The 23,770-nt window shown below is 42.4% G+C and carries 12 protein-coding genes; 10 read left to right on the forward strand and 2 right to left on the reverse strand.

The features are described from left to right. Positions 1-5: 5 nt before the first annotated feature. From B9A18_RS17565 to B9A18_RS17610, 10 genes are all read left to right on the forward strand, one after another. Entirely contained in the window at positions 6-1,451 is a 1,446-nt protein-coding gene (locus B9A18_RS17565) for a RagB/SusD family nutrient uptake outer membrane protein (protein WP_084290854.1), read from the forward strand. Between the two features lie 29 nt (positions 1,452-1,480). Continuing rightward, complete coding sequence (locus B9A18_RS17570; RefSeq protein WP_235005368.1) at positions 1,481-3,373, forward strand: redoxin family protein; 1,893 nt, start codon at positions 1,481-1,483, stop codon at positions 3,371-3,373. Positions 3,374-3,505: 132 nt separating this feature from the next. Beyond that, entirely contained in the window at positions 3,506-7,639 is a 4,134-nt protein-coding gene (locus B9A18_RS17575; protein ID WP_084290856.1) for a two-component regulator propeller domain-containing protein, read from the forward strand. A gap of 81 nt (positions 7,640-7,720) precedes the next feature. Next, positions 7,721-10,222: a hypothetical protein gene (locus B9A18_RS17580; RefSeq protein ID WP_084290857.1), complete on the forward strand. Its 2,502-nt coding sequence runs from the start codon at positions 7,721-7,723 to the stop codon at positions 10,220-10,222. A gap of 36 nt (positions 10,223-10,258) precedes the next feature. Beyond that, entirely contained in the window at positions 10,259-13,324 is a 3,066-nt protein-coding gene (locus tag B9A18_RS17585; protein ID WP_084290858.1) for a SusC/RagA family TonB-linked outer membrane protein, read from the forward strand. Between the two features lie 22 nt (positions 13,325-13,346). Then, on the forward strand, positions 13,347-14,834 hold the full coding sequence (locus B9A18_RS17590) for a RagB/SusD family nutrient uptake outer membrane protein (RefSeq protein ID WP_084290872.1): 1,488 nt from the start codon (positions 13,347-13,349) through the stop codon (positions 14,832-14,834). A gap of 17 nt (positions 14,835-14,851) precedes the next feature. Further along, complete coding sequence (locus B9A18_RS17595) at positions 14,852-15,904, forward strand: glycoside hydrolase family 130 protein (RefSeq protein ID WP_084290859.1); 1,053 nt, start codon at positions 14,852-14,854, stop codon at positions 15,902-15,904. Beyond that, entirely contained in the window at positions 15,901-17,196 is a 1,296-nt protein-coding gene (locus tag B9A18_RS17600) for an MFS transporter (protein ID WP_084290860.1), read from the forward strand. Before B9A18_RS17595 ends, B9A18_RS17600 begins: the two co-directional genes overlap by 4 nt. Positions 17,197-17,247: 51 nt before the next feature. Further along, the gene (locus B9A18_RS17605) at positions 17,248-18,975 is read left to right on the forward strand and encodes a hypothetical protein (protein ID WP_235005369.1); all 1,728 of its coding nucleotides are present in this window, start codon (positions 17,248-17,250) and stop codon (positions 18,973-18,975) included. Between the two features lie 120 nt (positions 18,976-19,095). After that, entirely contained in the window at positions 19,096-20,055 is a 960-nt protein-coding gene (locus B9A18_RS17610) for a helix-turn-helix domain-containing protein (RefSeq protein ID WP_084290862.1), read from the forward strand. Positions 20,056-20,111: 56 nt separating this feature from the next. On the opposite strand, the gene B9A18_RS17615 is transcribed toward B9A18_RS17610, so the two are convergent. Next, positions 20,112-20,999 (reverse strand): PorP/SprF family type IX secretion system membrane protein, encoded by an 888-nt coding sequence (locus B9A18_RS17615; protein ID WP_084290863.1) that lies wholly within the window; start codon positions 20,997-20,999, stop codon positions 20,112-20,114. A 98-nt stretch (positions 21,000-21,097) separates the two neighbouring features. Then, on the reverse strand, positions 21,098-23,770 hold a 2,673-nt coding region (locus tag B9A18_RS17620), incomplete at its 5' end, for a T9SS type B sorting domain-containing protein (protein WP_144009533.1).

A 23,770-nucleotide genomic window follows, 5' to 3' on the forward strand; every position in this document is an offset into this window, starting at 1 on the left:
AAATTATGAAAATATTATATTCTGTGCTGTGTATAGTGATTTTAAGCACACTGGTTTCATGTAAAAAATATGTAGATATTGAGGATCCAAAAGATCAATTGATCAGTAAACTAGTCTTCGTAAATGATGCATCTGCTACAGCTGTGCTAACGGGGATTTACAGTGATATGAACGGATTCAACTATCAGTTTGCTAATGTTGTCACTACATTTATGTGTGCCATGGCTGCCGATGAATTTACCTATGCTTCTGCATCAGCAGCTTTTGATGAATTTAAGAACAATTCAGTTACTGCAGGAAATCAGTATGTCAAAATCATGTGGGAACAACCCTACAGTTTCATCTATCGTGCAAATCTGGCCATAGAAGGTGTATCGGCATCCACCACATTAACACCCGAAGTTAAAAATCAATTGCTTGGTGAAGCCTTGTTTGTAAGGGCCTTTTGCCATTTTTATCTTGTAAATTTTTTCGGTGATGTACCATTGATCCTGGATTCTGATGTGCTTAAAAATACGAATCTACCGAGAACACCAAAGGCTGAAGTATATGCTTCCATCATTAAGGATTTGACTGAAGCAAAAAAAGTATTGGTTCTTGCTTATCCGGGAAATAAGGAGCGCATACGCCCAAATAAAACAGCAGCAACGCTGTTGCTTGCCAGGACTTATCTATACAATGGGAACTATGCGCTTGCGGAACAGGAAGCAGCTGAGGTTATCAGTACCAGCGGCTACGCCATACTTAATCATCCTGATCCCAATAATGTGGCACACATGACCAAGGTCTTTCTGAAAAACAGCGCTGAAACGGTATGGCAACTGCAGGCTATTAATACTAGTGTCGGAAGAAATACCTGGGAAGGCAACACACTATTGTCTACCGGTGCACCATTTTATCGACTGAATAAAGGAGCTGGGAGCTTAATAGAAGCATTCGGAACAACTGACCTGAGGAAAGCGAATTGGGTTGGCGAATATACAACAACAGCCGTTCCTCCGGTGACCCATTACTACCCGTTTAAGTACAAAGTGAGGGTGGGGACTATTAATGCACCCACTGAATATTCCATGGTACTTAGGTTTGCTGAAGCCTTTCTGATCCGAGCAGAAGCCCGTGCGCAACAGCTAAATTTCTCTGGAATGAAGGACGATTTAGATGTGATACGTCAGAGAGCAGGCTTAAATCTGTTACCAGTAACAGCAGATCTGGCTGTCGCCATGGCACAGGTAGAAAATGAAAGAAGACTGGAGCTGTTCACAGAGTGGGGGCACCGCTGGTTTGATTTAAAGCGTTGGAAAAGCGTTACTGGCGATCCGACTAAAACCAGGGCAGATGATGTATTGAGTCTAACGAAAACCGCATGGAAATCAACAGCCATTCTTTTCCCGATCCCATCTTCCGCTTTAAACAGTAATCACAGTCTGATCCCAAATCCGGGCTACAACTAATTCGCATCCCTATGTTAAAACACATGTTAATGAGCTGCCTGCTTGGACTTGCAATTTTGAAAGTCCAAGCACAGGTGGTACAAATTACTCCCGAAAAGCCACAACGAGGAGAAAAGGTGACCATTACCTATCATCCCGGAGTCGCAGGAGCCGCAATAGGCAAAGATGCGAACAGTATAATCATCAACTTCAGTTATTCCACTTTTTACGATCAGCCCTGGAAGTTAGCAATGACCAAACAGGGTGACAAATGGATTGCATCCTTTGTTTTACAACGGTACGCAACTTTTGCTTCCTTTTATCTACAGAGTGGTGATATCATTGATAAGCCAGCGGCTAATCAGCACTATTCAATTGCCGTATATAACGGGAATAAGCGGGTAAGAGATGGGTTTTTACATGAATCCTATAGCCTTGGGGGCCAGATGTCGAAATCACCAAAATTGCCTGCCTTGCAGCTGGCGTTGCTAAAAAAAGAACTGATAAACTATCCCAATAATTACGAAGCCAAAGTACGTGAGCAAAGCGTGCTGATGGCCTTGGCAAAAACGCCTAAGGAAAAGATGAAGCATCGGCTGGAGGCCAGAAAGATCATCGCCGCAAAGTTTGAGGAAAACCCCACCTTCGGCGGTAACCTCAACAAAGTGACCATGGGCTATCTGATTATTGGAGAAAATTACAGACTGGACTCCATCCGTAAGGTTGTTTCCAAGCGTTTCCCAGAATCAGACCTGGCAAAAGACTATCTGATCTCCGCTATTTCCAAAGAAAAGGATGAAACTAAAAAAGTAGCCCAGCTCGAAGCATTACTAAAAAAAGATAAGGAATCAGGTGAAAATTCGACAGAAATCCACCGGATCCTTTTTGAGCATTATGTTAGGCTCAAAGATGAGGCGAAAGCCGTTTATCATGCTCGTAAAAGCATGGGGGTGCCAGAGCCCTATACACCTCAGAAACTAAAAACGATTGCTGAAAAATTGACTGCGCAAAGACTCGCCGCCGATACCGCGGTAGCTTATGCTGAAGCATCTTTAAAGGTTGCTGATCAGTGGCCGATAGGGGTCATCAGGTATTTTCCTGAGTACGGTCATATTTTGCCTTTTGTGGCCGATAGTGTACGGACCAAGACGATTGCTGAAGCAAAATCAAGCCTTAATGCCATCATCGCCCTGAATAAGTTTTATCTGGGAAATAAAGATGAAGCGATGAAGCTTGCTGTTAAAGCCGAAGGCAGTGGCGCAAATAAAGAGAGCTTAATGAACATAGCGCTGCTTTATGAACTAGTCGGGAACCCTGAAAAAGCATTTAATGCCCTTTGGACGGTGTTATTAAAAGATCCTTCGGATATTGTTGCCATTAAATCCGCTAAAACTAATTTTCTAAAGTTCAATCCTTCTGAAACCGAATTCAATGCAAAACTCAAGAAGCTGGAAGAATTAAAATTAGCTCAGCTAAAAGCATCCCTGACAAAACAGATGATGCATAAGCCTGGTCCGGAGCTAACTGGTTTAACCGATCTTAAAGGCAAGCCGGTTACCAAAGAAATGATGCAAGGTAAAATCGTGATACTTGATTTTTGGGCTACCTGGTGTGTGCCATGCATGCAGGAAATGCCCTATCTGCAGAACGTGTACGACAAGTATAAAAACAATTCCCAAGTGATGTTTATGGTCGTAAACAGCGGGGCGAAAAATACGATAAAAGACGCCATCGGCTGGGCAGTTAAAAATCCGCAGTACACTTTCCCCTTATATTTTAACAATGACCCCGATATTGGTGAAAAGGTCGGCTTTACGTTAATTCCTACAATAGCTGTGATCGACCAGCTGGGAAAGATGCAGTTCAGGACAATTGGTTTTGAAGGAGCGGAGCTGGAACACAAGCTGTCGGCACAGATCGATATTTTGTTGGAAACTAAATAACACGGGTTCCTGCTGATAACCCTATACCCCTGGTCAGAGATGGCCGGGGGTTTTTGTCTCTGATCATTACGCAACAATCTGCTTTTAATCGTATATTGTATTTAGTAATCCTGCTATTTCTATATTTTATCGATGAAGAGTTTTGTTAAAATCTATTTCACGGTTATTCTATTTTTTGCGGTCAAATTTATACTTGCCGCTGAAGTTCAGGATCCAAAGCAGTTTTATTTTCAGCAACTTGATAACCGAAATGGTTTGTCGAATAGCGCGGTCAATATTGTTTTTCAGGATAAGGACCAGTTGCTTTGGGTAGGAACCTGGGATGGACTGAATATGTACGACGGTACAGATTTTAGGGTTTTCAATTACAATACCGAAAGTCAGGGTGGGAGCATTGGTAACAATGTGATTCAGGATATCAGGGAAGATCAGCAGGCCAATATCTGGATCAGTACTATAGGCGGGATTACCCGATTTGAGAAGTATAGCGGTAAATTTTATCAGTATTTTTATAATCAGGCTACGCGTCGTAGCATTGCCGAAAAGGAGTATGAATTGGCCATTGCTGGTGATGGGACTGTTTTTTGCTACAGCAAAACCTATGGATTAAACCGCTTTGATTTAAAAAGTAATCAGTTTAAACCTATCAGTTTCCCGGCTGGAATAAAAAGAGCCTTAAAAATAGAAGGTGGAAAGAACGGCCTAATCTGGGTGTTGCAAAATAACGGAACATTGGCCGTTTGTAAAATAAGCGCCTCCGGATTAGCGTTGATTAGTACGATAAAGGCCGAAGGGCAGATCAACAATTTCTTTATTGCCAACAATCAGGTTTTCTTTACAGATCAACAAAACAACCTCTGGGGAATTAATTCAGCACTGAGTCCCAAAAAAATCAGCAATGTTCAGGGAGCCATTAAAACGATCAGGTATTATCAGTCGAATTATATTGTAGGTTGGGAAGTTCAGGGGATTGCCGTTTTTGATCTTGATTTTAAGCCTTCTGTCCTGATGCAAGAGGAAGTGAAACAGCTGGCTAATACAAGGATTACCACAATTGAATCAGCAAAAGATGATGTGCTGTGGATTGGTACCGATGGCAATGGATTAATTAAAATCTATCCCAAGGTCAATCATTTTGGACTGGTGAATAAAAATAGTCTTACTGATCTTAACAAACCCGTTCGGGCTTTTGCTGAAGTTGCAGGAGATTTATGGATCGGGACTAAGGGCAAAGGAATCCTGATTTTAAAGGGGATTCCCAGGCATTCAGCTCAGCAACAATTAAAAGGAGGATTAAATACCAGTAATGGACTGGATAATAATTCGGTATATGCTTTAAAGAAAGGACTGGAGCCTTATGTTTATATTGGTACGGATGGAAAAGGGATCGGTGTTTATGATTTGAAGGCTAAACGCAGCATCAGCTGGGCCAGTATTTCAGGGACTGCTTCATTACCGTCTTTTGGATCTGTATATGCCATTCTGCAGGACAGAGACAGTTCCTTGTGGCTGGGAACCAGCGGAAGTGGCCTGGTTCACTTGAAACTTGCTAAAAATAAGCAAGGAATATTAAGCGTAAGCTATTTCAAACAGTATCTTTCAGGCACTGTTAACGGTCCGGCAAATGATATTATTTATGCATTAAGTAATGGGGATGACGACAGACTCTGGATTGCCTGCAGGTATGGCGGTTTAAGTCTATTCGATAAGAAAACCGGCCAATTTAAGACTTTTAAAGCCTTTGTATCTCCAAGCAGCTTGTCTAATAATGATGTGCTTTCCTTGTACTATGATTCGAAAAAAAGATTGTGGATCGGCACCAGCTATGGCTTAAACATGTTGAGTTATGAGCAGTCTGTTAAGGATAAGCCTTTGTTTAAGAAGTTCACCATGAGTGATGGCTTGCCCAACAATACCATTCATGCCATCAAGGGCGCCAATTCCGGAAGTATTTGGTTAAGTACCAATAAAGGTTTGGCCATGTTAAATCCTGAAAATTGGGCTGTAGCCAAATTCAGGGAGAGCGATGGTTTACAAAGTAATGAGTTTAGTGATGGTGCAGTCTGGAAGTCGGCTTCGGGGTCACTTTATTTTGGCGGAATTTATGGCTTTAATTATTTTGTTCCGGAAAGGATTACCGGCAATACCTTACAACCCAATTTACTGATTTCCGGGATCCATATGGGCGGGAAAAGCATCAATGAAAATCACCTTCAGGTACTAAAGCCAAATCAGGGAGCAGTTTCATCGTATACTTTGGCGCGTAAAAGCAATTTCTTCCAGCTGAGTTTAAAGTCTATGAGTTTTTTAAACGAAGCTAAAAATGAGTTCGCCTATAAACTTGAAGGGTTGGATAAAAAATGGAATTATTCGGGAGATATTGGAAATATCGTGTACAATAACGTACCCCCGGGCAATTATACACTTCAGGTAAGGTGGAGTAACGGCGAAGGGGTTTGGACGGATGGCATAAGCGTATTTAAACTCCATGTTGAGCAGTACTTTTGGTTAACCTACCCTGCTTTATGTGCTTATTTTTTAATTCTGTTTGCATCAGGATATGCTTTTCATCTGTATCGTAAGAACAAACTTCAAATGAAGTATCAATTGCAGATGGAGCATTTGCTGCGGGAAAAAGATGAGGAAGAGCATCAGCAGCGCTTGAATTTTTTTACCAATATTGCGCATGAGATTCAGACACCATTAACAATGATTATGGGTTCTGTAGAGCATTTTTTAAGGAATAAAAAGACTGAACTGCTGAAGAACAAAGAGAACAACTATTTCTTTTCCATTGTGCACCAGCATACCGCGAGATTAACCTATCTGGTGCAGCAATTGCTGGAATTTAGAAAGGCTGAGGCCGGATATCTCAAAAAGAATAATGATTATGTCGATGTCAGTAAGATGCTGGATAGCCTCTCTGGCTTGTTTATCCCGGCGAGCGAAAGGAACAAGCAAGTCTACATTAGAAGTATTGAAGACGGGCTGGTCGGTTTTATAGATAAGGACAAGTTTGAAAAGATTTTGTTCAATCTGTTATCTAATGCCTTTAAACATGCTGGTAAGCAGGAAACTATTAAGTTTAATGCCGTTTATCATACTGTTGAAGGTTTGCTTGAGGTGAGTGTTTCCAATTCGGGCTGTACGCTTAAGACGGAACATCTGGAGCAGATTTTTAATAAGTTTTATGTAAGCAATGAGCAGCAGACCGAAAAATTCAGTACGGGTATAGGCTTAGCTTTTACCAAAGAGCTGGTTACCCTGATGGGTGCCGACATTGGGGTAAGTCTGGACGATAGCTGGATAGACTTTAGGGTAAAAGTACATTTGAAGGAAGCTGAAGGTAAAGCGGAAGCTGCAGTGATCACCTCCGCACCATCATCTTTATATGAATCACTGGTACAGGTTTACGATCAGCCTGAAATGACTTCCAGCGGAGACGAGAACAAGAACAGTTTAATTGACGACTTGCAGCAGCGCGAAAAGCAAAGCGTTCTGGTGGTAGAGGATGAATCGGAACTCCGTTATCTGATCAAAAATGTATTAAAGGATCAGTATGTAGTATACGAGGCAGGCACCGGACTGGAAGCCCTTTCCTTTTTGAATAAGACGATTCCAAATTTAATCATCAGCGATGTGATGATGCCCGATATGAATGGATTGGAATTGTGTCGTACCGTAAAACAAACCCCTGCATTGGCGCAGATTCCATTTGTGATCCTATCAGCGCGGGGCTCGGAAGACAATAAGGCTGAGGGCTACGAACTGGGCGCAGATGCTTACATTCCCAAGCCCTTCCAGATCAATTATCTGCTGGTGAGGATTCGTAAGCTGCTCGATTATCAGGCACGCATGGATAGCCTGATTAAAGATCAGCACATTACCAATCAGTTCATGGATGCTGATATTGCCGATACAGACAAGAAATTTCTGGAAGCGTTACTGAAGGTGATCGAGATCAATCTTAATGAACCTGAGCTGAATGCAGCTACGCTCGAAGATGCGCTTTCTATCAGCAAAATGCAATTGTACCGAAGATTGAAATCTCTTGCTGGAATGACCCCGGCAGAGTTTATTAAAAGGATTCGTTTAAAGCATGCTGCCGATATGCTGATTGCTTCGCAATACAATGTTTCCGAAATATTTTACCGTACAGGTTTCAACAATAAATCTTACTTCTTCAGGGAGTTTAAAAAGATTTACCATTGTGCACCAAACGAATACAGGCAGCAGCAATACGAGGAAAACATCCCTGTTTTGTAACTATAGTGAACTAAAATGTTACTATAGTGCACTTCTCGGGAACGCTTACGGAATAAATTTGTTATACCAAATATATCACCGATGAACCATAAGCCGTTTTCCCTTTTTTTTCAGGTAAGTTTAATGCTGGCGCTTTTTATTTCCGCCACAGGCGTGTCTGCCGTATTTGGACAAAAGCTGCGCATTAAGGCATTGGGTGATACGCTTACCGGGTTTAAGGTTGGGGTATTTGATGGAGATCGGCAATTGTTAAATAATGATGCGGAATTTTCACTTTTGATGGCCAACACTGACCTGAGTGAGCAGACTTTAATGACAGGTTGGACAGGAAAGCAGTGGAAGGGTAATGACAGTACAATTACGCTGATCCGCGAAAGCTATATTCCCGAGTTTGATCTAAACCTCTCTGTGCAGGTAACCTATAAGGTGATTAATGCGCATGTAATCAAAAAAACAATTCGTTTATATCAACCAGGAATGCCCCAGTTATACTATATGTTGAAGGAACGGTTTGTTCCTGTTCAAAAACCAAAGCAGTATGTGAGCTTTGAACATGGCAATTTTCCAGGGGGTTTTGCTCATGAGATGTTTCCTTCGGTTGGTTATGTTGACTACAGAAACACGCTGGTTGGCTTTTTAACAGACGCGGGGTATAAAAATCAGTATACACGTACTACAAGGCGCAGGCTTAACGGCCGCGGTGGAGGTTTTGTTGGTATGCGTAAACTCCCTGATCCTGAGCTTTTCTCGACAGCTAGCGCTGCGGAACAGGCCGAGGGTAAAGACTATCTGCAAATGACATTTGGTGAGTTATACAATCTGAATGCAGGAAAAGAAACGCTGCTCAAGCTATCGGATAGCTGGAAGAAGGAAGGGGATCTGGAACTTAAAAAAGAGGGTAGCCTGATTACCATGGATTGTAAAGCTTCGGGACGTAGCGGCATCGAACTGATAGCCCCCCTAAAGGATCAAAGGGTATATACTATTTCTTTTTTATGTAAAGGAACTGCGCCTTTGGCTTTGAAGTTATTCCGGATGAAGAACGGGAAGAAAACAGTCGAGTTGGAGAACGGTTTAAAATACATTGATAATTTTCAGGTTAAGGAGAGGGATTGGACCCTATTTAAAGGAAGCATTATGTTGCCTTATATTGAAAAAGATAGCGTGGCTCTTTTTATTGGTAACCAAGGGAACAAGATATGTCGGCTGCAGTTAAAGGATCTGCAAATTGTGGAACATGAGCCTGCGCGTGAACCTTACAATGTTCTGGCTATGGGTGAGGCCTCGGAAAAGACGAGCTATATATTTGCTGAACCTTGGAAAGGCCACCGCGAATTTATGATCTCCTCACAAATCAGGTTATCGGAAGGTATGGGGTTCAGGGGTTCTCAGCTAGAGAAAGTGCTGTATGGAAATTTTAAGATGCTGACCTGGATCAACGGGCTGAACGATTTTAAACCATTTAATGTGCCGAATATGAATTATTCGCCCGATATGTATAACAGGGATTCCTTTTTTTCTATCGTGGCTTGTTACAGTAAGGAACTGAATCTTGGCATCTGGGATCAATGGGCCAGCACACAAACTCCAAAAGGTGCCATTGGCACCATTATTACCCCCTATATGGGCTCTGTAGAAGCTAAGGATAATGAAGCTACAATAGAATGGCTGATTTGGGCAATGCTGAACAAAAGAAGGTTTAATGCCTTACTACCGGAAGATAAGATCAAAAAAGCAATAGAATATGTGCGAAACGAGTTCGACTCCGGTAAAGATGGGATTTGTCGATCACACTTTTCCATGAGCCAGGTAGATATCGTGGATTATCAGCCAAAAACTGACCGTCTGGCGGTAAATCAGGGCATGTTGGCGATTGCGCTAAGAACCATTAAAGAGTTGGGTTACCCGGTGGATGAAGCTTATATTCAAAAAGCAGAAGAGGAGTACAGGAAATTTTATGACCCGAAAAGAAAACACCTGCTTTTTGACCGCCAGTACCCCGATGTCATTAGTTTAACCGATCTGGAGCCCGAGTTTTATTCTTTATGGTTGTTTAATCGACCGCTTCTTACGGATGAAATGGTGATTAATCATCTTGAACAGATGCCTGTGCTTAATCGCAGCAACAAAGCGCCACATCCACAATATGGTACTACTGCACCGATATGTGTAAGGTTGACAAAAGATAAAAAAGGATATGCATACCTCAGCGCTGCTTATCAGCCATTTGCTGAGTTTGGAGCTGCGAACTATGCCGATGGGAAAAACGATGGTTTTTATTATAATGGAGGCAGCTGGCTCAGAGCAGAATATTGCGCCTATGTTGCAGGGTTGAAACACGGCTGGACAAAGGCAACTAAATTGATGGAGAACAGGGCCTGGGCTGAGCTTAACCTGAACCCAGACTGGCCTTTCAGCAAAGAATTTATCCCTACTAAATGGACAACCACAAAATCCTGGTGGCCCTCTACGAAAGGCCTGTGCTGGAATATATTTATTCTGATGGCCAATGAGGTAGCTGGACTACGAACGCCGGATATGGACCCGGATTTTAACCCGTCAATTAGCTTCACGACCAAATAACTCTAAATGAATTAAACTTTTACAAAAATTAACCAAATGAAATTAAAAATTAACCGTGTATGGCTCATTTTGCTGATCATAGCATTTTCAGGCCAAAGTCTCTATGCCCAAACCAAGGTTTCTGGAACGGTTAGGGACGCAAGTGGAATAGGTTTGCCAGGGGTAAGTGTCATCCAGGAAGGGACTCAGAATGGAACGATTACTGACCAGCTGGGAAGGTATATCTTAAGTTTAAAAGAAGGGGCGGTGCAAACGCTTACCTTCAATTATGTTGGGTTTTTGAAGCAGACGATTCCGGTAAGCGGAAATTCGACTGTGAATGTTACGCTGAAAGAGAACAATGAGTCGTTAAATGAGGTGGTTGTGCTGGGGTATACCTCGCAGAAAAAATCTAATTTAACCGGTGCAGTAACTTCGGTGAACATGCCTGACCTGGAAGACAGGAGGGTGGCAGATGTGGCCCAGGTGCTGCAAGGCCAGGTAGCAGGAGTGCAGATTACACAGAGCACTGGTGCTCCCGGGGATCCGGTTAGTATTCTGATCCGTGGTCAGGGTACATTTGGCGACAACAGTCCACTTTTTATTGTAGATGGTAACCCAACGCAAGATATTTCATTTCTGAACCCTGCCGACATGCAGTCTGTCACCGTGTTAAAAGATGCTTCTGCTGCTGCAATTTATGGTTCAAGGGCCTCGGCCGGGGTAATCGTGATCACCACCAAAATGGGTAGTGCGGGATTGTCTAGTCTTGATGTAAACTATTACAATGGCATCCAAAAAGTGACAAACCTACCTAAGATGCTGAATACGACCCAGTACATGAACAAGATGGAAGAGTCCTGGAACAATTCGGGTCGCACAACTCCGAATCCTTATACCCCTGATAAAGGCCGGACCGATTTGGCCAATACCAATTGGCTGGATGAGTTGTTTGAGACCGGTCGTTCGCAAAACCTGCAGCTCAGCGCTATCGGTGGAACGGAGAAGATCAAATATTTAATTTCTGGAGCATATTATGCACAGGATGGAATTGTGGTTTATAAAAATGATAAGTACCAGCGTGTTAACTTCAGAACGAATGTGATCGGTAATGTATCTGAACGCTTTACCGTTGGCGCAAATCTACAGCTTTCCTATGCCAAACAGGATAAGATGTCCTCTAAGGGTGATGAGCCTGGTGTGATCCGCCATGCATTTATCCGGCCGCCGGTAATCCCTGTGTTTAAAGATATTAACGATCCAACTTATTCTGTTGCAGATCCTTTTACAGATTTACCTTTTTATAAAGCGGATGGTACCTACCAGAGCAGGTATGAATACAGTAGTAACCCTATAGCGCTTGCTTATTTTACCAATGATAAAAGATCATTGTTTAAAACCTTTGGAAATGTTTATGCGGAGTATGCTTTGCTGAAGAATAAGGAATTAAAGTTTAGAACGAATGTGGGCCTGGATCTTAATTTTACGCATAATAAGGCCTTTAACGATAATTTTGGGGATGACGATGGGGGTGGTGCGGCGGAAGATAAAGGTTTGGGCAGAAAGAACCGGCCTAATTCCTTAAATGAGGACCGTGGACAGGAAAGTACCATTACCTGGAACAATACTCTGAATTATGGTAAAACCATCCAAAAGCATTTGTTTAATGCAATGGTCGGAAGTGAATACATCAAAAATTATTCATCCTCCATTGGTGCTACCAGGAACAGATTTGACTATACCGCACCTGAATTCCAGTTTATTGATTATGGCAACAGCCTGACCAATGTTTGGAACGGTGGAAACGGCGCAGAATGGACTTTGTTTTCTTTATTTGGTTCAGCAACTTATGTATATGATTCTAAATATATGATTACTGCAAATTTCAGGGCGGATGCATCTTCCCGGTTTGGACCTAATAATCACTGGGGTTATTTCCCTTCCGTGTCTGCTGGCTGGAAGATTTCTAAAGAAGCTTTCATGAAGGAGCAGCGCTGGATTTCTGATCTGAAATTAAGGGCAAGCGTTGGAACACTTGGTAACCAGAATATTGGAAATTATACTTATTTGACGCTGTACACAAAAGTTGGGGACGAGACAAAACTGCTTCGTTACGGCAATCCGGACCTGAAATGGGAGAGTACAACTCAAAGTAACATTGGTCTGGATATGGGGCTAATTGAGAACAGGATTTATTTAACCGTTGATTACTTTAATAAAAAAACAGACGGTATCCTACTACCACTTTCTTTACCAAAGCTGGTTGGGGATGTACAGCCTACTATTGTGAACGCGGCGGAAGTAAAAAATTCTGGTCTGGAGGTTTCTTTAAGTTACCGCAATAATGACAGCGCATTTAAATATGGCATTAATGGAAACATCGGTACCTTAAAAAATCAGGTAGTAAAACTACATCCCAATCTGCCTAATATGATTGGCCAGGTGACAAAAACAGAACCTGGGCATCCAATTAATTCTCTTTATGGTTTTGTGATGGAAGGTATTTATCAAAACCAGGCAGAAATAACCAGTCATTTGTCAGGTACATTGAACCCAGCTGAACTTCCCGGTGATATCAAATTTAAAGATCGTAATGGAGATGGTATAATTAACGATTTGGACAGGGATTATATCGGGAATCCGAATCCTAAATTTTCTTATGGATTAAATCTTTCGGCGAGTTATATGGGGTTTGACCTTTCTGCATTGTTTCAGGGCGTACAGGGGGTAGACAGGTATAATGACCTGAAGAAAATTATTGATTATGATACCCGTCCTTTTAACCATTCGGTTGGGGTGCTGGGCAGTTGGCATGGGGAAGGAACAAGCAACAGCATACCACGCTCTACCTTTAGTGACAACGGGAGTAGCCGAACCTCCAGTATTTTTGTAGAAGACGCTTCTTACTTGCGGCTAAAAAATCTGGAACTAGGTTACTCTTTTAAGTCCCTGTTAACAAAGGCGAAGTTGGGCGTTCAAAATGTCCGTGTGTATGTTTCTGCGCAGAATGTGTTTACCCTGACGGATTATACGGGTCTGGATCCGGAATCAACCGATATTATAGATATGGGTACGTATCCGCAATCCAAAGCATTTCTATTTGGTGTAAATGTTAAATTTTAACCCTGCATTTAAAAGTATAGCTATGAAATTGATATATAAAATACTTGCGGTTCTGGTAATGATTACTGGTATAAGCTGCAAAAAGGAATTAGATAAAGCACCCATAGGTTTGATAACGTCCAACCAGGATGAAACAGACCCGAAATTAAATATTGTAGTATCCTCAGTAAGTTCATCGTACCGCTTACTGTCAAGCACACTAAATATTATTGGCCAGTGGGGCTGGGACGATGGTACTGTGTTGAGGAATGATTTTATTTTACAGGACATTGCATCTGGGGATATGCAAAAAAAATGGAACCCCGATGGGGATCAGGCCTGGATGGACCAATTCTCTAAATTTAATTTTACTGCATCCAATGGTGGTTTTAATGGCCAGTGGAGTTATGATTTTGAAGGAATTGCACGATGCAACCGCTCTATCAATTATCTAACAGACGCAACCGTAATTGCAAAAATAGGCATAGATGGTGCCTTGAAAAACAGGTTGCTCGGGGAGGTGTATTTTTTAAGGGCCTTTTATTATTTTGATCTGGTAAACAACTTTGGGGATGTTCCACTTTTGTTAAAGCCACTTAAAGACTTTTCTGAGGCTTATGAGGTGGCAAAACGTGTTCCGAAGGAGCAGGTGTGGGCACAGATCAGCGCAGATCTTGCTTTGGCTAAACCTTTGCTTCCAGGCACTAAGTATACTGATAATGCAGAGAAATGGCGGGTATCTAAAGGGGCGGCAATTGCTTTACAAGCTAAAGTAGCCCTTTATAATAAAAGATGGCCGGATGTGCTGGCTAGCATTGCAGAGCTAGAGAACCTGAGCTTTTACAGTTTAAATACCAATTACTTTGATAGTTTTGATGTGACAAAGGAGTTTAACGACAATGAAGTGATTTTTGCTTATGATCACCAGTCGGCCAAAACCCCGGCAATGGGAAATGGACTTTGTGCCCTTGCCGGTTGGGGTTTTATTGCGCCGACCACCAATTTTATCAATGCTTTTGAAGCTAACGATCCCAGACTGGGATATACGGTAAACGAGCAAAGTCAGAGTGTGTATAAAATATTTGGTGCGCTAAATGATAGCAACAAAGGAAATGAAGATGCAGCAAGTAACAAGATATACATCAGATGGGCTGATGTATTGCTTTGGAAAGCGGAGGCTTTGCTGGAGACAGGGGCTTATCCTGCTGCTATAGGCGCAATTAATACCGTAAGGGCGAGGGCAAGGAACAGCGTAACTGCGAATGGCAGTTTGCCGCCAGCGGGAACATTGCCTGATAGAAATGTGGCTTCGACAGATCGAGTGCAGATCAAAGACTGGTTGGTGAAAGAGCGGAGGGTGGAGTTGGGATTTGAATCGCAAAGATTTAATGATTTGAAAAGATGGGGTATGGCAAAAGACTTTTTGCAATCTGTAGGTGTGAACTTTCAGGACCGTCATTATGTTTATCCGATCCCCCAGGGAGAAGTTGATAAATCGGGAGGCACCATTATCCAAAATCCTAACTATTAATAAAAATGGGGCAATATATGAACGATCAAGCACAACGATTTATACAAAACCCACTGCTTTCACCCAAGGATTTAAAGCCGAGCAGGCCGGGGTTGCAAATCACCTGTCTTTTAAACCCGGGAGTATTTACTTTTGAAGGAAAGACCTGGCTTCTGGTGCGTGTAGCAGAAAGGCCCGAACAACAGAAAGGGATAATTTCATTTCCCGTGCTAAAAGGCAATGGCATTGAAATTATCGAAATCTCAGAAGATGATCCGGAGTTGAATGCCAAAGATCCCCGCGTGATCAACTATAAAGGAGTAGATTATTTGACTACCCTGTCTCATTTGCGACTCCTTTGCAGTGATGATGGGATTAGTTTTTATGAACCCGAAGGCTATCCATTATTACAAGGTGAAACCGGTCAGGAGGCTTTTGGCGTCGAAGACTGCCGCGTTACACTGTTAGATGGAACCTATTACCTCACTTATACTGCGGTTTCTGAGCAAGGTGTTGGGGTAGGCTTACGTAAAACCAAAGATTGGAAAAACTTTGAGTCCGAGGGAATGATTATTCCACCACACAACAAGGACTGCGCGATCTTTGAAGAAAAGGTCAATGGCAAATTTTATGCGCTGCACCGTCCCAGTAGTGTCGATATCGGTGGTAATTACATCTGGATCGCTGAATCGCCTGACGGAATTCATTGGGGTAAACATAAATGCATCATTACAACCAGAAAAGACCAGTGGGACAGCGCAAGGGTAGGCGCAGGCGCAGCCCCTATCAAAACAGAAAAGGGCTGGCTCGAGATTTACCATGGTGCAAACGCTGCGCATAGGTATTGTCTTGGGGCTTTTTTATTGGATCTGAACGATCCTTCAATTGTGCTGGCCAGAACCCAGGAACCCATTATGGTGCCAACCGCAGATTATGAGTTGACCGGTTTTTTTGGGCAGGTGGTCTTCACCAACGGTCACGTGGTTAATGGTGATGAGCTAACCATTTACTACGGCGCTGCAGATGAATTTGTATGCGCTGCTAAATTCTCAATAGCTGCAATTCTCACCTCCTTAACTCATCCCTCATGATTAGTAAATTAAAAACAGAGATTGCGCATTTTAAATCGCAATCACATAATTTTAAGGTGCTTACCTTAACCAATCTGATCTATAGCATCGTTTTGCCCGTGATTGATATTTTCGTTGCGGCCTACGTGATGCGCAGTTCTAACGATCCGGTAAAAGTTGTGGTCTATCAGCTAACTATTTATACAGGAATTCCATTAACCTTCTTAATCAATGGCTGGTTGTTAAACCGTTTTCCAATTAAGGTATTATATTCTTTAGGAATGGTGCTCAGCGCCATTTCCATGATGATCATGATGTCTCTAACTACGCTTGATATTACAGGAATTGCTATTGCAGGTATTGTAATGGGGATGTCGTTCGGCTTTTACTGGGCCAACAGGGATTTTCTGGCACTGGCCACAACAAACGATGGTAACCGCAATTATTATTACGGACTGGAAACCTTCTTTTACACCATTATTGCCGTCGTTATTCCGGTTATGATCGGTTGGTTTATTGAAGGGCTTGCAGTTACCGGCGATGTAAAACTGGCCTATAGAATTGTGACCGGAATTGTATTTGTCATTACCATTGCGGCATCAATCATGTGCTTTAAAGGCAAGTTTACCAACCCCATCAGCAAAAAGTTTATATACTTTAAGTTTAATCCGTATTGGTACCGGTTGATGTTCCTGGCTGTATTAAAAGGCTTGGTACAGGGTTTCCTGGTTACTGCTCCGGCTATGCTGATTATGTTGCTGCTGGGAAAAGAGGGAGCCTTAGGAACCGCGCAATCTGTAGGTGCGGTCTTTGCTGCGATCCTGATGTATATCATTGGCCGGAAAACAGGGCCCGAACACCGAATCTATGTGTTTGGTACAGGGCTCGTATTGTTTACCATTGCTGCCCTCATTAACGGGATTCTGTTTAATGAAACCGGAGTGATCTTGTTCATGCTATTCTTGTTGCTGGCTAAACCGTTATTGGATCTGGCTTATTTTCCTATTCAATTTAGTGTAATCGATATTCTCACCAAAAAGGAGAAAAGAAGTGAGTTTGCTTATATCTTAAATCACGAGGCAGGCTTATACGTGGGCCGGTTAACCGGTGCCGGAACATTTTTATTATTAGCGTATTATTTCTCAAACGAGGTCGCTCTACGCTATGCCATTATCATCGTAGCCGTATTACAGCTAAGTTCTTACTGGGTAGCCAAAGGTATCCTCAAAAAAGGAAAAGTGATGAATGAGGAACTGGAGCTTGAAGAGAAAAGTCTGGCTGGTGTTGTCAACCCCAGCCATTCGGTAATTTAAACGAGCTAAAATTACCTGCTATTATTTTTTGATATTTAGATGAACCCAATAATGATGAAATTTAAACTGACCATACGATTTACACTGCTTTCCTTATTTATTGCTACCCTTTGCCAGGCTCAGCTTAAACAGGTTAATATTAGCCGCGTAGATGCTATGGCCGATGTTCCTAAGCCACTCCAGATTATCAATTGGAAAACAATGGCACTTAATTTCGACAAAACCATTTATGATTTCAAGGCCAAAGGTGAATACTGGCCAATGGTATGGATGGATAGCACAGGAAAGAACTTTAATCAACCTACACTAGGCATGTATACTGCCGTTGGTGATGTAAGGCAGGGGCCGCAAAACAACAAAGGGATGTTCCATGAGTCGCTAGCCAATATGGGCTCCGTTTTAGGGGCTACATTAGTTGGATTGGATAAAAGTAAACGACAGGGAATAAACTATGTTGGGATGCTTAAAAACTACTTTAATAGCGACAACGGTTGGGACATTATGATGAATAATACCGCCGCTGAGGTTGCCTTGCTGGGAGGCGGCTATGGCAGAGATTGGTGGTATGATGTTTACCCCAATGTATTGTTTTATGCGGTCTACGACCAGTATCCATCTGAGCCGGATTTTGAAATGATGGCCAGAAAAATTGCGGAAAAGTTTTATAAAGCGGATTCTATATTAAACGGCAATTACAATTATTCCTACTTCGATTATGGACAGATGAAGCCGATGACTAACCAGATTTGTACTCAACCTGATGCTGCGGCCGGTCACGCCTATGTATTGTATGCAGCGTATAAAAAGTTCGGTGACCCACGATACTTAAAGGGTGCTATCAATGCGATGAATGCATTGGAAAGCCAGAAAATTAACCCCACCTATGAGCTGTTGATGCCTTTTGGTGCTTATTTGGCAGCAAGAATGAATGCAGAGCAGGGAACAGCTTTTGATGTTGGGAAAATGCTCGACTGGACCTTTGATGGTACTGCTGTTTGTCGCGAAGGTTGGGGCTTCCTGGTGGGTAACTGGAACGGCTTTGATATTTCGGGAACTGTAGGGAGCACGGTGGATCATGGTGGTTATGCTTTCCTAATGAATACCTTCGATGCTGCCTGGCCATTGGTGCCTATGGTTAGGTATAAACCTCAATATGCAAATGCCATAGGTAAGTGGATGTTAAATGCGGTTAATGCCTCCAGGTTGTTTTATCCGCAGTATATGCCTGCCGCACATCAAACCATACCCGAGCTTGCTGCGGTTACTAAAGGTGTAATTGCTTACGAAGGCTTTTCAAAAGCCTCAACTTTTGATACCCTTTACCAATCGCTAAAGGCTCCGGTAGCACAGGGTGATGGACCAAAATGGGTACCTGGTAAAAATCCTGAAGTATCGCAGTTTAGCGTATATGGCAGTGCACATGCCGGGATCTTTGGTGGTATTGTGAAGGAAACTGAAATTAAAGGGATACTTGGCCTGGACTTACTGGCTACAGATTTTTACAGCCAAAAGGCCTATCCAACTTACTTGTTCTATAATCCGTATAAGCTGGCCAAAACGATTCTGTTTAAGGTTCCACAAGGAAAAAAAAAGAGGTATGATGTTTATGATGGCGTAGCTCAGCGTTTTATCGCGCGTAACCTCGCAAAGGGGGCCAAAGTGCATATTCCTGCTCAGCAGTCCGTTGTATTGGTTTGTGTTCCTGCCGGGAAAAAATTAAATGTTAAAAACAAGCAGATGCTGATTGATGGCGTAGTGGTTGATTATAACTATAAGTAGAAAAGTTATAACCGATATTTGGTGTGAGGTTGTAATTTTTATCTGATTTGTCGATAAGTTGGAAAAAAAATTAACTTTGCTTCCATTGTTATTCAACTGTCAAATCATTAATCGCTCATTATGCCCAATCCCGCCGCTCTAAATGCAGTTTTGAATCAGCTCTCTGCAATTCATCCACTTAGCGATGAACTTTGTAAGGAGTTTGTCGACAAGAGTATCGAGATTTCTGTGAAGAAAGATGAATACCTGATGCGGAAAGGAGAGCTGAGTAAATATGTTTACTTTGTCGTAAAAGGCATTATTACCGGACAAGTACCCAATAAAGACGAAACATTAATCAGCTTCATTACCATTGATGGAGAGTTTTTATCCGCAATCGAGGGGATGTATGGCGATAAATCCTGCAAAGAAGATGTCCGGGCCGTGGAAGATTCTTCCCTGCTTGCCATGTGCTCATCTCACTTCTATAGCTTGTATGATCGTTTTCCAGAGCTGAATATTGTGTTTCGTAAAATCCTGGAAGCATATTATGCGGATGCGCATTACCGCTCCATTTTTATACGGATAGGGAAGGTATCTGACAAATACAATTATTTTTTGCAGACATATCCTAAGCATGCCGATCGCATACCCGTAGCAATTGCTGCATCTTTTCTCAACATAAAAAGCGCAACGCTTTTGAAAATGATAGCTAAGATGAAAGATGAAAAAGCCATGAGTCTACAATTATCCAGAGAAACGATTATTGCAAAAATGGATAAGTTTCAACCCTACCTACAAAAGAAATTGACCCTTCAGCAGCTGGCCGATCTAATGAATACCAAAGGACATCAATTGTCTTACCTTTTAAATGAATACTTTAACGAGAACTTCAACTGCTTCATCAACCGCTTCCGGATAGATTATATTCTTAAAGAATTCGCTGGAAAGGGGAATCTGGATCAATACAGTATGGATGGACTGGGTAGACAGGCCGGTTTTTCCTCCAAGAGTACTTTTTTTAGTGAATTTAAAAAGAGGGTGGGTGAAACTCCGCAGAATTATTTTAAGCAAACCATAGCCGAAGATCATTTTAAATAAAACAAAGGCCCCTGCGTAAATCAATTCGCAGGGGCCTTTGCGTTGGGTATTTTGTATTACTTGCTCAAATTCAATCTTAAGTTCAATTCAAAACTACCATTGGTATAGCTGCTCAAAGCCGAAGTTTGAGTAGTGTAGGTACCACTGATCAGGTATTTCTTTTTATAATCCATACCCAAACCGAAAGTGGCATTTTTTGTACTGTGATACATACTCAGCAACATCACCTGCTTATTGGCAATGCTCAGTTGTGCACCTGCATCCCAGATGTTGTCAAACCCTTTTACCCCACGGTAAGCTACTTTAGGCTCTAAGTCCATCCCCTCAGCACCTTTGCTAAGGTTGATCTGATAACTTACAGCCGTGTAAAAAGTAGCCACGTCGGCCAGTTTCACTACATCCTTTTTTAGTAAGCTTTTAAGGTTCGGAACAGCAGCCTGTACATTCAGTTTATCCGAAGTATAAGCTACTCCAAAGTCGCCATCCAGATAAGTTTTACGGTCGTTGTATTCCGCTACTGTTGCATCATTTGGGTTACCATAAATATCCGCGTTCTCTAGTCGCTGACTCATAAAGCCCAATGATACCCCGAAGTGTAATTGTTGCCCATCACTATTTAAAGGCAAGTGATATGCATAACTACCTACCACGCGGGTTTGCCTTTGCAAGCCCGCACTTTCATTGTTTACCGTTAATCCCAAACCCACTTTGTTAAAGCCGTAATCGGCTGTCAGGTTTTGGGTTAAAGGAGAGCCCGGAACATTGCTCCATAACTTGCGGTATGCACCGTTAAGTTTTAAGCCTTGTCCCGCTCCGGCAAAAGCCGGATTAATGAGGTACTGATTGGTAAAGTATTGAGCTGAGAGTGGATTTAACTGTGCTTTTACGGAACTACTCATAGCCGCAAACGCAAGAACCAATGCTGTTTTATATATTGTTTTCATCTTTATTATTTTAATGGGTTTTCGTCATCCTGAAACAAGTCGTCATCCTGAAATAAATTTGCTTCGCAGCCTTCTTCGAGATCAGGATGACGATCGTATTAATTTGGTCTTGTAATCGTGATAAACCCTTTCACTTTCGTTTTGTTCGGTCCGAAATCAACGATGTAGTAATAGGTTCCCTCAGCCAATGGCGCACCGTTAAGGGTAGCATCCCAGCTGTTGTCATATCCTTTTTTACTATATACCAATCGTCCCGCTCTGGTAAAGATCCTCACCTCATTATTCGGATACATGTCAAGGTTCTCAATCACCCAGTTGTCGTTAACCCCGTCACCATTTGGCGACATAATGTTTGTGGCTTTAACCTTAACCAGATCATCCAATACCGTGATGGTAAAGGTTTGTGTTTCCGTACATCCGCTAGCGTTAGTTGCCGTTACCGTATAAGTCGTAGTTTCGCTTGGTCTCACTGTAAGTGAAGCCGAATTCAGACTACTCAGGATGCTGCTATGCGCTGTCCATGCATAGCTGGCACCACCAGTAGCATTTAAGATTACAGCTTCACCTTTACTAACCTGCGGACCTTTGTCGCTGTTAATAGCTACAATTGGTAAAGCATTGATGGTAATTACGAAAGTACTGCTATAGGTATCTACACCACCGTCTGCAACGCCGCCATTGTCTTTTACGGTTACCGTGATGGTTGCAGTTCCCGAAGCACCGGTTTTAGCTTTGTAGTTTACATTAGCTGTAGCACCTGAACCGGTTACTGTCAAGTTTTCAAACAGGTTGGCATTGCTGCTGCTTACGGTTAAAGTAGTTGTTTGTGCAGTTTCATGACCGGCACTGATGCCGCTTAATGCTACTGTTTGCGCTGTTTTGGTGTAGCAGATGCTTTGATTAGCTACAGTGGCCAGTGTTGGGATCTCATTTACATCACTTAAAGCAATGGTAAAGGTTTTTTCCAGACTTAAGCCATGCTGCGTTATGCATTTTACGCGGATGCTGTAACTAGCTTTGTTTTCAAAGTTAAGGCTTGCTGCGGTATTGATCTTATTCGCTGAGATGGCAAATAACGCATTGTCAGTGTCACCTGTTCCTGCAACCAGGCTATAAGTGAAAGTAGCCGAAGGATCATCAGAGGTACTACTTAATGTTCCTGCATTGGTTCCTGCTGTTTTATTTTCAAACAAGGTTACTCCTGCCAAAGTAATGCTGGAAGGGGCACCTGGTTTGATGGTCAGGATTCCTTTTACATAGTCAATGCTGTAGTTGGCAGAAGCTGCACCTGAAACATTGATGTCATAAGTACCAATCGGACTGTTTACATTAGCTAAAGTTGTGATAACGGGCTGCGTGGTTAATACCGAGTTGTCCTCATTAGCCGCAAACGCTGTATAACTTGCCGTTAAGGTCGGATTGGCTGTACCTGCAAACTTCTCCTTGTTATCAGCTGTAATAGTTAATGGCTTAGGTGTAATCGAACCTGTAGTACTAAATGCGTTTAAGCTATAGTTGTTTTTGTCTGTACCTGTCAGGTTCAGTCCATTAATGGTGATCGGCTTATTGGCCGCTACATTTTTATTGCTATAAACAGCAGAAGCATATCCTGTGCTCACATTGTCGCCAGTTAGCAACCCACTTACTGCATTATATGGATTAAATGCAACAATAGCAGCATCGGTTCCGTCATAAACTTTGGTTACTGTCGTAGCGGTAGCTGTCAGCGGTTTAGGAGTAATCGAACCCGTAACTGTTGCAGTGATCGTAGTCAGATGATAATAATCTTTCTGCGCACCACTAAGTGCAATGTTACTTACAGTTACCGTTTTTCCCGTACCTGCATTTTTATTTTCGTATTTGGCTGTAAAGCTTACCAATACTTCATCCGTTCCTTCCAGCCCTATTAACTGGTAATTCCCTGAGGCCAGTGTAGCATTGTCATTTCCATCGTAAGTTTTGTTAATCGATGGGGCAGGATTTAAGGTCAGACTGATATCTTTTGCAGCAATATTTAATGTTGCAGTAATTGAACTGGTATCGTAATTGCCATTGGCGGCCTGTGTTGCCGTAATGGTTACCGTACCTGGTTTAATAATGGTCACATTCTGCCCGCTAATAGCTGCTATACTGTTGTTGCTGCTGGTATAGCTAAATGCACCTGCGCTGGCGCTGACAGGGTTGGTCAGCGTAAATGTAGTAGCACCGTAGGCTTTATTGATATCAGGGAATCCAGTCAGTACTACAGGTTGTATAATATTGAAAGTTTTAGTGGCCGTACATCCGTTTGCATCTGTAATGGTACAGGTATAAGCGCCCGCTGTTAAACCAGAAGCTGTAGCTGCGGTTCCACCAGATGGCAACCATGAATATGTATATCCAGGCGTTCCACCTGTTACAGTAACGGTCGCCGAACCATTACTTCCCCCAGCTGTAGTTACATTTACTTGTGCAGGAGAAACCACTAAAGGCGAAGGCTGCGTAATTGAATAGTTACGGGTTGCCGTACAACCATTTGCATCTGTTATCGTTACGGTATAACTGCCTGCAGCAAGTCCCGTAGCTGTAGCAGCCGTTCCACCTGAAGGCGACCATGAATAAGTATAACCAGGGGTTCCACCAGAAGGAGAAACCGACGCACTACCATTGGTTCCACCGTTACAAGACACATTTGTCTGTGAACCGGTAGCAGTACTAATTGCCGAAGGCTGTGTAATTGAGTAGTTACGGGTTGCCGTACAACCATTTGCATCTGTTATAGTTACGGTATA

Origin of the sequence: Pedobacter nyackensis, assembly GCF_900176505.1 — a bacterium.
GTDB classification, from domain to species: Bacteria; Bacteroidota; Bacteroidia; order Sphingobacteriales; family Sphingobacteriaceae; genus Pedobacter; species Pedobacter nyackensis.

Excerpts from the sequence above, each read along its gene's own strand:
- B9A18_RS17565 (WP_084290854.1), top strand. The coding sequence starts at position 6 with ATGAAAATATTATATTCTGTGCTGTGTATAGTGATTTTAAGCACACTG.
- B9A18_RS17570 (WP_235005368.1), top strand. The coding sequence starts at position 1,481 with ATGAGCTGCCTGCTTGGACTTGCAATTTTGAAAGTCCAAGCACAGGTG.
- B9A18_RS17575 (WP_084290856.1), top strand. The coding sequence starts at position 3,506 with ATGAAGAGTTTTGTTAAAATCTATTTCACGGTTATTCTATTTTTTGCG.
- B9A18_RS17580 (WP_084290857.1), top strand. The coding sequence starts at position 7,721 with ATGAACCATAAGCCGTTTTCCCTTTTTTTTCAGGTAAGTTTAATGCTG.
- B9A18_RS17585 (WP_084290858.1), top strand. The coding sequence starts at position 10,259 with ATGAAATTAAAAATTAACCGTGTATGGCTCATTTTGCTGATCATAGCA.
- B9A18_RS17590 (WP_084290872.1), top strand. The coding sequence starts at position 13,347 with ATGAAATTGATATATAAAATACTTGCGGTTCTGGTAATGATTACTGGT.
- B9A18_RS17595 (WP_084290859.1), top strand. The coding sequence starts at position 14,852 with ATGAACGATCAAGCACAACGATTTATACAAAACCCACTGCTTTCACCC.
- B9A18_RS17600 (WP_084290860.1), top strand. The coding sequence starts at position 15,901 with ATGATTAGTAAATTAAAAACAGAGATTGCGCATTTTAAATCGCAATCA.
- B9A18_RS17605 (WP_235005369.1), top strand. The coding sequence starts at position 17,248 with ATGATGAAATTTAAACTGACCATACGATTTACACTGCTTTCCTTATTT.
- B9A18_RS17610 (WP_084290862.1), top strand. The coding sequence starts at position 19,096 with ATGCCCAATCCCGCCGCTCTAAATGCAGTTTTGAATCAGCTCTCTGCA.
- B9A18_RS17615 (WP_084290863.1), bottom strand. The coding sequence starts at position 20,999 with ATGAAAACAATATATAAAACAGCATTGGTTCTTGCGTTTGCGGCTATG.